The organism is Amycolatopsis sp. WAC 04169, from assembly GCF_003947535.1.
Taxonomy (GTDB): domain Bacteria; phylum Actinomycetota; class Actinomycetes; order Mycobacteriales; family Pseudonocardiaceae; genus Amycolatopsis; species Amycolatopsis keratiniphila.
This window is the reverse complement of the sequence record NZ_QHJI01000011.1, coordinates 1-12,622: the sequence shown is the minus strand read 5'-3', so window position 1 is coordinate 12,622 and position 12,622 is coordinate 1. Positions and strand designations below refer to the sequence as shown.

The following is a 12,622-nucleotide window of genomic DNA, read 5'->3' as shown; positions in this document are numbered from 1 at the left end:
GCGCTTCAGCATGCCCGAAATCAGGTTCTTCGTATCCCCGGACGGCAGGGACGACTGGCCCGGCACCGCCGAACAGCCGTTCGCCGGCCCGAAAGCGGCCCAGAAGGCCGTCCGTGCCGCCACGGCCACCATGACCGGCGACGTCATCGTGTCCTTCACGGCAGGCGTCCACCACCTGGACGAACCTCTTGTCTTCACTGACACGCAGGGCGATTCCGGCTCGAACGGCTTCCGCGTGATCTACCAGGCACACGGCTACGGAACGGCCGACCAGGCCGAAGTGGAACTGAGCGGCAGCCGCCGGATCGCCGGCTGGACGACGGGCCACGACGGGGCCTGGACCGCCCCGATCGGCAATCTGGCGCCACGACGGCTCACCGTCGACGGCAAACCCGCGGCGCGAGCGGCTCGCACGGACGGACTCCCGGGGACCGTGACGAAAACAGCGACCGGTTACGTCACGGACAGCACGGAGCCTCAGTCGTGGCCGGACCCGTCCGGGCTGGAGTTCGTGTATCCGGGCGTCTACCCGTGGTCCGAAGCCCGGCTCGCGGTCGCGTCGATCTCCGGTGATGCCTCGTCGACAACGATCACCATGGCTCAGCCCGCCTTCGACCACGCCAAATCCCTCTACGACGCCAAGTGGTACGGCGCCGGTGGCGACGGCGCCTGGGATGGTCTCGCCGCGCCGTCCACGCTCGAGAACAACGTGGCTTTCCTGACCGAACCGGGAACCTTCGCCGTCGGCCGCACCGACACGGGCGAGCACGTCCTGCATTACCGTCCGCGTCCCGGAGAGGAGATCGGCGAGACCAGCGTCGTCGCTCCGGTGCTCGAAACGCTCATCAACGCACGAGGTGTCCACGACCTCGTGCTGCGCGGCTTCACCTTCACCGACGCGACCTGGTCCGGCCCTGCCCGCACCGGCGGCTACCTGCACTATCACGGCAACGCTCGCTACGAACGAGGCGACTTCCAGAAGATCGACCTCGGCACGGACGTGGGCTACGTCCACGTGCCCGCGGAGCCGGTCCAGTTGCCCGCCAACATCAGCCTCACGTCCGTCAGCCGCGTCTCCCTGGAGGGCAACCATTTCACCCGGCTCGGCGCGGGAGGACTGCTGATCGAGGACGCCACCGACGTGCGGATCCGGGCCAACGTCTTCGACGAGATCTCGGGCAGCGGGATCGCCGTCCATACGAGCACCCGGGTCGCGGTCGAAGACAACCTGGTCCACCACATCGGTACCGAGTACCGCGGTTCCCCCGCCCTCCTCGTGGTCGAGTCCGCGGAGACCACCGTGGCACACAACGAGATCCACGACGTCCCGCACAACGGCATCGTGGTCACCGGCGGCGAGCGCGCCAGGGGCACGCAGGTGATCTCGAACCTCGTCGAACGCAGCATGGGGAAGCTCATGGACGGCGGCGGGATCTACCTGTCGGCCCCGCAGGGCTCGTCGTTCGCCGGTGGCGCGCTGGTCCGCGGCAACGTCATCCGTGACGTCCTCACCTCGTACAACTTCGGTCTCTACACCGACTACGGCGCGGCGTGGATCACCGTCCTCGGCAACATCGTCCACCGGGCCGACACCCCGGTCGTGCTCCAGGTGGGGCCACCGATGGAGAACGTCGCCTTCGTCGGCAACTTCTGGGACGCCCTGCCCGACGGTTACGACACCCCACCAGAGACGGTGACCGTGGCCGGGAACACGGTGCTGCCCAAGGAGGGGTTCGACAAGGCCGTCCGGGCGGACCCGGCGGGCGCGGACATCCTCGCGCGGGCGGGCCGCCGGGGTCTGGAACGATGATCACCGCTCCTGCCGGGCGCGAGTCCGGCAGGAGCCGCTCCGGCCACGATTCCCGAGGAGACCACGCGCGATGCCGACCCAGACCACGGAAGCCCCCGGGACCCGCCGACGTCTCGCGCGGATCGCGACCGAGGTGCTCGCTCCTTGGGTCTGGGTGCTCGGTCTCCCGCTGATCGTCGCCTGGAAGGTCACCGGATATCACGTCGGCGAGACGGTGCTCTGGGGTCTCGTCGTCGGCGTCACCGGCTCGCTGATCCCGATGGCCGTGATCGTGCGCGGCGCCAGGAAGGGCAAGTGGGACAGCCACCATGTCACCGATCGCGCCGGACGGCTCGTCCCGTTCGCGGTCTGCATCGGCTCGCTGACCGCCGGCTTCGTCGGCCTCATCGCCGGCGGTGCCCCGCACGAGATGATCGCGCTCGCGGCCGCCGAGCTCGTCTGCCTGATCGCCGCGCTCGCGATCACCTTCGGGCTCGAGTTCAAGATCTCGATGCACGCGATGGTGGCGGCGGGTGCGGCCGCGATGCTGATCCGTGTCTACGGCCCCTGGCTCGCACTGGTCTTCCTCGGCGTCGCCTGGGTCTGCTGGTCCCGCGTCGAACTCGGTGATCACACCAAAGCCGAGGTCACGGCCGGGATGGCCGCAGGTGTCGTCCTCGGCGGTGGGGTTTATCTGTTGCTTGACGCGGTTTTGGCCTGAGCCGAGCGGTATAGTTCGTTATACACTTTCTAGCCGCTTGATGCCTTCGGCGAGTTCGGCGACGTCGGCCGCGGCGGCGAAGCCGAGCCGGAGGAACGGACCGGCCGGTTCGGCGGCGAAGAACCGGTCCCCCGTCCCCACGACGACTCCCCGTTCCCTCGCCGCGCGGGCGACCGCGTTCGCGTCACTCCCCGCCGGTAGCCGCACCCACAGGTGCAGCCCACCCTCGGGCAGCCGCGCGACAGTCCACTCTGGACGCTCCCCTGCCAGCGCCGCGGCCGCTTTTCCGCACCGCTGCCGTAGTTCGGAGCCCAGTTTCCGTACGTGACGTTCCCAGGACGGCGCGCTGAGCAGTTCTAGGGCCGCCTCCTGCAGCGGACGGGAGACGAAGAAGTCGTCGACCCGCCGGATCGCCTTCATCCGGTCGAGAACGGGTCCACGCGCGATCAGCGCCCCGATCCGGAGGCTCGGCGCGGCGGCTTTGGTCACCGACGTCAGATGGACGACCGTGCCGTCGCGGTCGTCGCTGATCAGCGGTCGCGGCGCGGTGACCCCATGCGAGAGGTGCCGGGCGAAATCGTCCTCCAGCACGAAGGCGCCCGCCGCGCGCGCCACCTCCAGCACCTGAGTGCGGCGTTCCGGCGTGAGCACGGTCCCGGTCGGGTTGTGAAAGGTGGGCTGGCAGTAGAACAGCCGGGCACCGGTCATCGCGAACGCCTCGGCCAGCAGATCCGGCCGGACCCCGTCGTCGTCGATCGGGACCGGCACCGGGCGGAGCCCCGCCGCCCGGGCGGCGGCGAGCGCTCCCGGATAGGTCGGCGATTCGACGAGGACCGGGCTGCCGGGTGCCGCGATCGCCCGGAACGCCATGGAGAGCCCACTCTGGCCGCCGGCGGTGATCAGGACGTCGTCCGGTGACGCACCGGCGGGCCCCGCGAACACCGACCTCAACGCGGCCAGACCGGCGGCGGGGGCCCGGTCCCAGGAATCCGGACGGCGCCCCGCCCGCGCGAGCGCCGCGCTCAGGAAGCGGGTCGCCTGCAGTGAGCCATGCGGATATCCGCCGTCGAGAAGGATCGCGCCCTCCGGCGGCGGCCCGAGGACACCGGTGAGCGACGTGGTGTCGACACTGCGGTCGGTCAGCGCGACGGTCTGCCAAGCCGTGTCGAGTGGCCCCTCCGCCACCGACGGCCTGGCCGCCACATACGTCCCGCTCCCGGGCCGGGTCACCACGGCGCCCTCGGCCGCCAGCAGAGCGATCGCACGCGAGACCGTCACCGGGCCGACCCGGTAGCGCTCGATCAGCTCACGGCTGCTGGGCAACCGGTCCCCCGCGGCCGCCGAGCGGATCAGGGAACGCAACTGGAGGACGAGTGCGGAAGTGCTACTATCCGACATGAAAGACCATGATAGTGCTACTGGAAACCGCACGGAATCACTACTGGACATCGCCGCTCTGCGAGCCGATACGCCGGGCAGCGAGAAGGTCGTCCACTTCAACAACGCGGGCTGTGGGTTACTGGCGAAGCCGGTACTCGCCGCCATGCTCGATCACCTGAGGCTCGAAGCCGAAATCGGCGGCTACGAGGCCGCGGCGGCACGGTCGGATCAGGTCGCGGGCTTCTACCGCGAAATCGCCGCCTTGATCAACGCGCGGTCCCGTAACATCGCCTTCGCGGCGAGCGCCACCCACGCCTACTCCACCGCGCTTTCCTCGATCCGGTTCGAATCCGGAGACGTCGTGCTCACCACCCGCAACGACTTCATCTCCAACCAGATCGCGTTCCTGTCGCTGCGGAAGCGGTTCGGCGTCGAGATCGTGCACGCACCGGACACCCGAGAGGGCGGTGTCGACGTCGAGGCCATGGCAGCCCTGATGCGCGCGAGGAAACCGAAACTGGTCGCGGCCACGCATATCCCGACCAACTCGGGGCTCGTCCAGCCGATCGCCGAAATCGGGCGGCATTGCCGGGAGCTCGGCCTGCTTTATCTGGTCGACGCCTGCCAGTCGATCGGCCAGTACCCCATCGACGTCGAAGAGATCGGAGCCGACCTGCTCACCTCGACGTGCCGCAAATTCCTGCGTGGCCCGCGCGGTTCGGGGTTCCTGTTCGTCTCCGACCGGTTTCTCGAAGCCGGGCACGAGCCGCTGTTCATCGACATGCACGGTGCCCGCTGGAGCGCGCCCGGCGCTTACGAACCCGCGAAGTCGGCTTCCCGCTTCGAAGAATGGGAATTCCCTTACGCCACCGTGCTCGGCTGCGCGGCCGCGGCGAGGTACGCCCGTGAGGTCGGCCTGGAGGCGATCTCACGACGCACCCCCGCGCTCGCGGCGAGGCTGCGGGACGGTCTCGGCGCCATCGCGGGCGTCGAAGTCCTCGACCGGGGGCCGGAACTGGGTGCCTTGGTGACGTTCTCCATCAAGGGCTGGGAAGCCGTGCCCTTCAAGGAGGCGATGGACGCCAGGCGGATCAACTCGGCACTCAGCTACCGGGAGTTCGCGCAGTTCGACTTCGGCGACAAGGACGTCGATTGGTGCCTGCGGCTGAGCCCGCACTACTACAACACCGAGCGGGAAGTGGACGACGTCGCCGCGGCCGTCGCCGAACTCGCCGCCTGAACGCGGTCTCCCCGCCTGGGCCCTGGGGGTGCCCGGGCGGGGAGACCGTCAGGAGGTCAGGCCCCGGCGAGACCGCGGCGCTTCAGCAGCGGCTCGATCTCCGGGTCGCGGCCGCGGAACGCGCGGAAGGCGGCCATCGGGTCGACGCTGCCGCCCCGCCCGAGCAGTTCGCTGCGGAAGTGGTCGCCGTTCTCCCTGGTGAGCCCGCCGTTCTCGCGGAACCACTGCACGGTGTCGGCGTCGAGCACCTCGCTCCAGATGTAGGAGTAGTACCCGGCGCTGTAGCCGCCGCTGAAGATGTGCGCGAAGTAGGTGGTGCGGTAACGCGGCGGCACCGCTTCCAGCGCGACACCTGCCTTGGTCAGCGCCTCGGCCTCGAACCGCTGGACGTCGTCGACGTTGTCCTCGGTGCCCAGCGCGTGCCACGCCTGGTCGAGGAGCGACGCTGCGAGGTACTCGGTGGTCGAGAAGCCCTCGCCGTACTGCTGGGAGGCCAGGAGCTTGTCGATCTGCTCCTGCGGCAGCGGCTCGCCGGTCACGTGGTGCTTGGCGTAGTTGGCGAGCACCTCGGGCCACAGCATCCACATCTCGTTGACCTGCGAGGGGTATTCGACGAAGTCACGCGGGACGTTGGTGCCGGAGAACATCGGGTACTCGACGTCCGAAAGCAGCGAGTGCAGCGCGTGCCCGAACTCGTGGAACGCGGTGACGACCTCGTCGAAGGTCAGCAGGGTCGGCTCCCCCGCCGGCGGCTTGGCGACGTTGAGCACGTTCACCACGACCGTCTTGGTGCCCAGGAGCTTCGTCTGGTCGACGAAGTTGTTCATCCAGGCGCCGCCGCGCTTGGAGTCGCGGGCGTAGTAGTCGAGCAGGAACAGGCCGAGCTCCGAGCCGTCGGCGTCGAAGACCTCGAAGATCCGGACCTCGGGGTGGTACTTCGGCAGGTCCTCCCGCTCGGTGAAGCTCAGGCCGTAGAGCTTCGACGCGGCGAAGAAGACTCCGTCGGTCAGCACCCGGTTCAGCTCGAAGTACGGGCGCAGCGCCGCGGTGTCGACCTCGAAGCGGTCCTTGCGCACGCGCTCGGCGTAGAACGCCCAGTCCCACGGCCGCAGGATCGCGCCGGGGATGTCGGCTTCGAGGTAGCGCTGCAGTTCTTCGGCCTCCGCCTTGGCGTTGGCGACCGCGACCGGCGCGAGACGTTCCAGGAGCCCGACAGCGGCCTGAGCGGTCTTCGCGGTCTCGTCCTCGATGACGTACGACGCGTGGTCGGGGAAACCGAGCACGGCGGCCCGCTCCGCCCGCAGGCGGACCAGTTCGGCCACGATCCCGTTGTTGTCGGACTCGTTGCCCCGGTTGCCGCGGGAAACCGACGCGGTGAAGATCCGCTCGCGCAGCGCACGGTCCTCCAGCGAGGCCAACGCGGCCTGCGCGGTCGGCAAGGTCAGCTTGAGGACGTACTTGCCTTCCTCACCGGCGGTTTCGGCGGCCGTGGCGATCTCGTCCTCGCCCAGTCCCGCGAGCTCCGCGACGTCGTCGACGACCACGGCGAGCTCGTTGGTGTCCTTGAGCAGGTTCTGCTGGAAGCGGGTCGACAGCGTCGAAAGCTGCTCGTTCAGCTCGCGCAGGCGTTTCTGGTCGGCCTCGGGCAACCCGGCACCGGCACGGCGCACGTCGGTGTGGTGGCGCTCCAGAAGGCGGAGCGACTCGCCGTCGAGGCCGAGTTCGTCCTTGCGCTCGAACAGGGAGTTGATCCTCGCGAACAACGCCGGGTTCAGGTTGATGGCGTCGGCGTGCGCGGCCAGCCGCGGCGCCATCTCGGCCTGCACGCGCTGGATCTCGTCGTTCGCGTTCGATCCGGCGAGGTTGAAGAACACGCTGGACACGCGGGACAGCAACCTGCCGGACTTCTCGAGCGCGACGATGGTGTTTTCGAAGGTCGGCGGCTCGGCGGAGTTGGCGATCTCTTCGATTTCCGCGGCGTGCTCGGCGAGACCCGCTTCGAAGGCGGGAAGGAAGTGTTCGTCGGCGATCCGGTCGAACGGCGGAAGGGCGTAGGGCAGCTCACTCGGCGCGGCGAACGGGTTGTCCTGCGAAATCATCGGTGTTGCTCCCGGGTCGTCGAATCTGCTGTTCAGGCCACCTTACGGGCAGTGAGGGGCCGGTGGATGCCGTCCGTGGCGTGACACCGCGGACGAGGAGCCGTCACGCTCCGGTGGTACCGCCCACCACCGCGTCGGAGCTCGGCTTTCCCTTGCCACGCTTGGCTTTCGCCTTGGCCGGCGGTGGTGCGATACCGGCGAGGTCGCCGCCGTTGTCGTTGACGCGCAACACGAACGGACGAGTCTCGGTGTACCGGACGACCGAAACCGACGCCGGGTCGACCACGATCCGCTGGAAGGAATCGAGATGCTGGCCGAGCGCGTCGGCGAGGATCGCCTTGATCACATCGCCATGGCTGCATAAGAGCCATACCGCGTTTTCGCCGTACTTCTCGGTGATCCGGGCGTCGTGCGCGCGGACGGCCGCGACCGACCGCGCCTGCATCTCGGCGAGCCCTTCGCCGCCGGGGAAGACCGCGGCCGACGGATGCGCCTGCACGACCCGCCAGAGGGGTTCCTTCACCAGATCCTTGAGCGCGCGCCCGGTCCATTCACCGTAGTCCACTTCGGACAAACCCGGCTCTTTGACCTTGTCCAGACCGCGTGCCTCGGCCAGCTTCGCGACCGTCTGGCGGCAGCGGAGCATCGGCGAAACCACCAGCTCGGCGAGCGGGACCGGCGCCAGGCGCTCGACGAGCGCGGCCGCCTGCGCCCGGCCGGTGTCGTCCAAGCCGACCTTGGGCGTGCGCCCGGCCAGCACACCCGAACCGTTCGCCGTGGACTTGCCGTGGCGCAGAAGGATCACAGTACTCACGTGGCCCACCCTACGTGTCGTGCTTTGCCCCTCCCGCGTTTCGTCCTCTGGATGCGGTACTTGCGCGTGCAAGGACCGCATCCAGAGGACTGAATGCGCCGGGGGGTTACAGGTGCGGGCCCTCTTGGGGGTCCAAGACACCGGTGAAGATCAGGACGAAGAGCAGCGCGCCGAGCACGAGCCGGTAGATCACGAACGGCACGAAGCTCTTGGTCTTGATGTAGGACATCAGCCACGCGATGACGGCGTACCCGACACCGAACGCGACCAGCGTCGCCAGGATCGTCGGCCCCCACTGCGCCGGGGCGCCGTCCTTGCCGATGTCGGTCAGCTTGTACAGGCCCGAGCCGAACACCGCGGGCAGCGCCAGCAGGAAGGAGTACTCCGCCGCCTCGGCGCGGGTGTAGCCGAGCAGCAGCCCGGCGCTCGTGGTGCCACCGGAGCGCGAGACACCCGGGATCAGCGCCAGCGCCTGTGCGAACCCGAAGCCGAGGCCGTGCGGCACGGTCAGGTGGTCGAGGGTGCGCTGCTGCTTCCCGATGCGGTCGGCAACCAGGAGGATCAGGCCGAACACGATCAGCGTGGTCGCGGTGATCCGCAGGTCACGGAAGGTTTCGTCGATGGCGTCCTGCAGCAGCAGGCCCAGCACCACGATCGGCAGCGAGCCGACGATGATCAGCCAGCCCAGCCGCGCGTCGGGATCCTGACGCCAGTCCTTCTTGTAGATCGAGAAGAACCAGGCGCGGAGGATCTTCCCGATCTTCGACGAGAAGTACAGGATGACCGCGAGTTCGGTGCCGATCTGGGTCACCGCGGTGAACGCGGCGCCCGGGTCGTCCCAGCCGGCGAGCGCCGCGGTGATCCGCAGGTGCGCGCTGGACGAGATCGGCAGGAACTCCGTGAGGCCCTGGACGAGCCCGAGGACCAGTGCTTCGAACCATCCCATCAGGCGACACCGGCCGATTCGACGGCTTCGGCGGCGACCTCGAGGGCGTGTGCGGAGCCCTCGGGATCCGGCATGGCGGGCGCGACGGTCAGCGTCGTGACGCCGGACTCCGCGAAGGCCTGCATCCGCTCGGCGATGCGCTCCTTGGGCCCCAGCAGCGACGTCGCGTCGATGAACTCCAGCGGGACGGCCGCCATGGCGCCCTCGTAGTCCTTGCCCAGGTACTTCTGCTGCACGTCGGCCGCTTCGCGCTCGAAACCCATCCGGCAGGCGAGCTGGTTGTAGAAGTTCTTCTCGCGGCTGCCCATCCCGCCGATGTACAGCGCCGCGTACCCGCGGACCGCGTCGGCGCAGGCCTTCCAGTCGTCACCGACCACGAGCGGGACGGTGGGGACGACGTCGAAGCCGTCGAGGGAACGCTCGGCCTTCTCCGCCCCGGCCTGGATCAGCTTCAGCTGCTCACCGGCGTGCTCCGGCGAGTAGAACACCGGCAGCCAGCCGTTCGCGATCTCGCCGGTCAGTTCGAGGTTCTTCGGGCCGATGGCGGCCAGGTACACGGGGATCTCTTCGCGCACAGGGTGCACGGTCAGGGTCAGGGCCTTGCCGGGTCCGCCGGGCAGCGGCAACTGGAAGTGGTCGCCGTCGTACCGGACCCGGTCGCGGCTCAGCGCCTTGCGGACGATGTCGACGTATTCGCGAGTGCGGCCGAGCGGCGACGCGAACTTCACGCCGTGCCAGCCCTCGGAGACCTGCGGGCCGGAAACACCGAGGCCGAGGCGGAACCGGCCGCCGGAGAGCGTGTCCAGGGTCGCGGCGGTCATCGCGGTCATCGCCGGTGTCCGAGCGGGGATCTGCAGCACCGCGCTGCCCACGTCGATCCGCGAGGTCTGCGCCGCCACCCATGAGAGCACCGTCGGTGCGTCCGAACCGTAGGCCTCCGCGGCCCAGACGACCGCGTAGTCCAGTTCGTCCGCCTTCTTCGCCAATGCCAGGTTGGCCGCGTCGTTCCCCGCGCCCCAATAGCCCAAGTTCAGTCCGAGTCGCACGGCGTGAATGTATCCATCGGAGTGTCACTCCTCCGTTCAGGGTGTTGACAGCCGATAACCCGCACGGTGGTACTCGATCACGACACGCTCACCTGCTCCGCGACCCTTACTTGCCTTCCGGCTAGGCTCGCCCGTCGTGGAAAAGCGACAGCTCGGCCGGTCGGGACTTCGGGTCTCGCGGATGGCCCTCGGGACCATGACGTGGGGTGGCGACACCGACTCGGAGGAGGCGGCCAGCCAGCTGGTCGCGTTCGTCGACGCCGGGGGCACCCTGGTCGACACCGCCGACATCTACGGCGAGGGAGAGAGCGAGCGCGTCCTCGGCGCGCTGCTCGGCGACCTGGTCCCCCGGGACGACATCGTGCTCGCCACCAAGGCCGTCGCCCGCCGCACCGACGGCCCGTTCGGCGGCGGCGCCTCGCGCGGTGCCCTGCTGAGCGCGCTCGAAGGCTCGCTGCGACGGCTCGGCACCGACCACATCGACCTGTGGCAGCTGCACGCCTGGGACACCACCGTGCCGGTCGACGAGACGCTCGCCGCCCTGGAGTACGCCGTGACCAGCGGAAAGGTCCGCTACGTCGGCGTCTCCAACTACTCGGGCTGGCAGCTCGCGACCGCCGCGGCCCGCAGTTCGGCCGTCGCCCCGCTGGTCTCGACGCAGGTCGAGTACTCGCTGCTGGAGCGCGGGGTCGATCGCGAAGTCGTCCCCGCGGCGGAGCACCACGGCATCGGGCTCCTGCCATGGGCGCCGCTCGGCCGGGGCGTGCTCACCGGCAAGTACCGCAGCGGGACCCCCGCCGATTCACGCGGCGCTTCGAGTGTTTTCGCGGGCTATGTCGAACATCACCGGACCGATCGCGCGGCCCGGATCGTGCAGGCGGTCGCGACCGCCGCGGACGGCCTCGGCACCTCGCCGCTGGCGGTCGCGCTGGCATGGGTCCGCGACCGGCCCGGAGTGGTCGCGCCCGTGGTCGGAGCCCGTGACACCGGTCAGCTGACCGGTTCGCTGACGGCCGAGGACATCACGCTCCCGCCCGCCATCCGCTCGGCGCTCGACGACGTCAGCGCGATCGAGGTCGGGTACCCGGAACGCGGCCTCTGAGCCGTCTCGAATAGTGGATTAGGTGACTGTTGGGTGACGCTGACGTGACGTGGTGGAGTTCCAGGAGGATGCTGGACAAGTCCGTTCGACGAGTAGCAGGTGGAGGCACCAAGGTGGGTCGGCTGTCCGCCGTTTCCCGGATCGCGATCCCGCTCGCCGGTGTCCTGGTGCTTTCGTCCTGTAGTACGGACGACACGCCCAACGACTCCTTGCAGATCGTGCAGAACCCCGTCGCGGCGACCGCGGCGGTCTCCCCCGCCGTGACGGTCAAACCCGCCGGTTCGGTCTTCGCGGTGCCGGGCGTCCGTGCCCTGGTGACCGACGAGGCGAGCAAGTCGCTGGTAGTCGCCGTTTCTGAGCCGCCGTCGCTGCGCATCTACGATCTCGCCGCCTTGGACGCCCCGAATACGACCGTGGCCTTGCCCGGTCCTGCCGAGCGCCTGACGGTCTCGGGCTCCCAGGTGCTCGCCAGCGTGCCCGGCAAGAGCCTCCTGGCGAAGGTCTCCCTGCCCGGCGGTGCGCTGGAGACGGTCCCGGTCGCGGGGCAGCCGTCGGCCGGTCTCGCCGACGGCGACGCGACGCTGGTGTCCGTCCGGGACCGCAAGGCCGTCGAGGTGCTGTCGAAGAACGCGGGACCAAGGACCATCACCGGCCAGATCTACAGCGCCGACGACGTGCTGAACACCGGTGACGGCGTCGTCGTGCTCGACAAGCTCCGCACCGCCCTGTTCGCCGTCGACCTCACCGAGGGCAAGATCGGCGAAGGCCTGCGCGCCGGCGACGGCGCCGCCAACGCCGTCACCGACGATCTCGGCCGTGTCTTCGTCACCGACGCGCGCGCGGGCGCCCTGCTGGCGTTCTCCACGACGCCGCTGCTGCTGCGCCAGCGTTATCCCGTTCCCGGCGGGGCGTACGGCATCGCCTACGACCGCACCCGCGGCCTCGCCTGGGTCACGCTCACCGAACGCAACGAGGTCGTCGGTTTCGACGTCCGCGGTGGAGAACCGATCGAGAAGCACCGGTTCCCCACCGTGCGGCAGCCAGATTCGGTCACCGTCGACGAGCAGGGCGGCCGCGTGGTCGTCGGCTCGGCCATCGGAGAAGGGATCCAGGTGATCACGCCATGACAGTGGTGGACGAGGCGGTGGTCGAAGGGGATTGGGAGTACCGGCGGCTGCAGCTGCCCCCTGGTGTTTCCCGGCGGGCGGCGGCGACGCAGCTGTCGATCCACGCCGAGTTCGCCGGCTGGGAGCTTTCGACCGTACGGCTCTATTCGGACGGGACCCGGAGGGTGTGGTTGCGCCGCAAGCGCACCGCCACACCGCTGCCCGGCCTCATCACCTGAGAGGTGAAGGGGAGGCGGTTTCAACTGGTTGGTGCAAGTAGTGCTTTGTCGAGTGCTTGTGCGGGTGTGAGGAGGTCGAGTGTAGGGCGTGGTCGGGTGTTGAGGCGGAGGGCGATGGTGTCGCAGTGGGTTTGGGTGAG

Annotated in this window: 11 protein-coding genes; 6 read left to right on the top strand and 5 right to left on the bottom strand. The window is 69.2% G+C overall.

The features are described from left to right. Nucleotides 1–10 precede the first annotated feature (10 nt). Together DMC61_RS29585 and DMC61_RS29580 are read left to right on the top strand one after the other, a co-directional pair. On the top strand, nucleotides 11–1,810 hold the full coding sequence (locus DMC61_RS29585; protein WP_125693177.1) for a right-handed parallel beta-helix repeat-containing protein: 1,800 nt from the start codon (nucleotides 11–13) through the stop codon (nucleotides 1,808–1,810). A gap of 70 nt (nucleotides 1,811–1,880) precedes the next feature. After that, on the top strand, nucleotides 1,881–2,510 hold the full coding sequence (locus DMC61_RS29580; RefSeq protein WP_125693175.1) for a hypothetical protein: 630 nt from the start codon (nucleotides 1,881–1,883) through the stop codon (nucleotides 2,508–2,510). A gap of 18 nt (nucleotides 2,511–2,528) precedes the next feature. Here the strand turns inward: DMC61_RS29580 and DMC61_RS29575 are convergent, their stop codons facing one another. Further along, nucleotides 2,529–3,908, bottom strand: a complete 1,380-nt coding sequence (locus tag DMC61_RS29575; RefSeq protein WP_125693173.1) for a PLP-dependent aminotransferase family protein — start codon at nucleotides 3,906–3,908, stop codon at nucleotides 2,529–2,531. Here DMC61_RS29575 and DMC61_RS29570 point away from each other — a divergent pair. After that, nucleotides 3,907–5,130: an aminotransferase class V-fold PLP-dependent enzyme gene (locus DMC61_RS29570; protein WP_125693171.1), complete on the top strand. Its 1,224-nt coding sequence runs from the start codon at nucleotides 3,907–3,909 to the stop codon at nucleotides 5,128–5,130. The genes DMC61_RS29575 and DMC61_RS29570 overlap by 2 nt on opposite strands. Nucleotides 5,131–5,186: 56 nt before the next feature. Here DMC61_RS29570 and DMC61_RS29565 read toward each other — a convergent pair whose 3' ends face one another. The 4 genes from DMC61_RS29565 to DMC61_RS29550 all read right to left on the bottom strand — a co-directional run bounded on the left by DMC61_RS29565 (nucleotide 5,187) and on the right by DMC61_RS29550 (nucleotide 10,035). Next, complete coding sequence (locus DMC61_RS29565) at nucleotides 5,187–7,229, bottom strand: M3 family metallopeptidase (RefSeq protein WP_125693169.1); 2,043 nt, start codon at nucleotides 7,227–7,229, stop codon at nucleotides 5,187–5,189. Nucleotides 7,230–7,332: 103 nt separating this feature from the next. After that, complete coding sequence (locus DMC61_RS29560) at nucleotides 7,333–8,043, bottom strand: histidine phosphatase family protein (RefSeq protein WP_043848846.1); 711 nt, start codon at nucleotides 8,041–8,043, stop codon at nucleotides 7,333–7,335. Nucleotides 8,044–8,149: 106 nt separating this feature from the next. Beyond that, on the bottom strand, nucleotides 8,150–8,989 hold the full coding sequence (locus tag DMC61_RS29555) for an undecaprenyl-diphosphate phosphatase (protein ID WP_016334442.1): 840 nt from the start codon (nucleotides 8,987–8,989) through the stop codon (nucleotides 8,150–8,152). After that, the gene (locus DMC61_RS29550; protein WP_125693167.1) at nucleotides 8,989–10,035 is read right to left on the bottom strand and encodes an LLM class F420-dependent oxidoreductase; all 1,047 of its coding nucleotides are present in this window, start codon (nucleotides 10,033–10,035) and stop codon (nucleotides 8,989–8,991) included. Before DMC61_RS29550 ends, DMC61_RS29555 begins: the two co-directional genes overlap by 1 nt. A gap of 136 nt (nucleotides 10,036–10,171) precedes the next feature. Here DMC61_RS29550 and DMC61_RS29545 point away from each other — a divergent pair, with 136 nt between their 5' ends. The 3 genes from DMC61_RS29545 to DMC61_RS29535 all read left to right on the top strand — a co-directional run bounded on the left by DMC61_RS29545 (nucleotide 10,172) and on the right by DMC61_RS29535 (nucleotide 12,482). Next, nucleotides 10,172–11,137, top strand: a complete 966-nt coding sequence (locus DMC61_RS29545) for an aldo/keto reductase (RefSeq protein ID WP_199750136.1) — start codon at nucleotides 10,172–10,174, stop codon at nucleotides 11,135–11,137. Nucleotides 11,138–11,250: 113 nt separating this feature from the next. Beyond that, nucleotides 11,251–12,264, top strand: coding sequence for a YncE family protein (locus tag DMC61_RS29540; RefSeq protein WP_125693165.1), 1,014 nt, complete (start codon nucleotides 11,251–11,253; stop codon nucleotides 12,262–12,264). Continuing rightward, nucleotides 12,261–12,482 carry a DUF5703 family protein gene (locus DMC61_RS29535; RefSeq protein WP_016334446.1) on the top strand — a complete coding sequence of 74 codons (222 nt, stop codon included), beginning with the start codon at nucleotides 12,261–12,263 and terminating at the stop codon, nucleotides 12,480–12,482. Before DMC61_RS29540 ends, DMC61_RS29535 begins: the two co-directional genes overlap by 4 nt. Nucleotides 12,483–12,622: the final 140 nt, after the last annotated feature.

What these genes read in the sequence shown, in the direction of transcription:
- DMC61_RS29535 (WP_016334446.1), top strand. Translation starts at nt 12,261, where the DNA reads ATGACAGTGGTGGACGAGGCGGTGGTCGAAGGGGATTGGGAGTACCGG.
- DMC61_RS29575 (WP_125693173.1), bottom strand. Translation starts at nt 3,908, where the DNA reads ATGTCGGATAGTAGCACTTCCGCACTCGTCCTCCAGTTGCGTTCCCTG.
- DMC61_RS29565 (WP_125693169.1), bottom strand. Translation starts at nt 7,229, where the DNA reads ATGATTTCGCAGGACAACCCGTTCGCCGCGCCGAGTGAGCTGCCCTAC.
- DMC61_RS29555 (WP_016334442.1), bottom strand. Translation starts at nt 8,989, where the DNA reads ATGGGATGGTTCGAAGCACTGGTCCTCGGGCTCGTCCAGGGCCTCACG.
- DMC61_RS29585 (WP_125693177.1), top strand. Translation starts at nt 11, where the DNA reads ATGCCCGAAATCAGGTTCTTCGTATCCCCGGACGGCAGGGACGACTGG.
- DMC61_RS29580 (WP_125693175.1), top strand. Translation starts at nt 1,881, where the DNA reads ATGCCGACCCAGACCACGGAAGCCCCCGGGACCCGCCGACGTCTCGCG.
- DMC61_RS29570 (WP_125693171.1), top strand. Translation starts at nt 3,907, where the DNA reads ATGAAAGACCATGATAGTGCTACTGGAAACCGCACGGAATCACTACTG.